Source organism: Pseudomonas sp. PS02290, from assembly GCF_029960075.1.
Taxonomy (GTDB): Bacteria; Pseudomonadota; Gammaproteobacteria; order Pseudomonadales; family Pseudomonadaceae; genus Aquipseudomonas.
In genome coordinates this window covers 1-229 of record NZ_JASCOY010000260.1, presented here as the reverse complement: position 1 = coordinate 229, position 229 = coordinate 1, and the positions used below count along the sequence as shown (strand labels likewise).

1 pseudogene is annotated in these 229 nt (G+C 60.3%); it reads right to left on the bottom strand.

The window, feature by feature from the left end:
- Positions 1 to 229, bottom strand: a pseudogene (locus QMX88_RS29420) (lipid ABC transporter permease/ATP-binding protein); the annotation flags it as partial.

Genomic DNA, 229 nt, shown 5'->3' with positions numbered 1-229 from the left:
TTGAGCACGCGCTTTTCCGTGCCTGGGTAGGTGAACGTGAGGTTTTTGACCTCCAGACGGCCTGAAACCTTGTCGCGCTCTACGGTGCCCAGGTCCTGCTCGGTCTGCTCATCCAGTTGCTCGAAGATGCTCTCCGCACCGGCGACGCCTTTCTGGATGGTGGAACTGACTTCGGACAACTGACGGATCGGCTTGGGCAGCAGGCCGGCCATGGTGATGTAGGCCACCA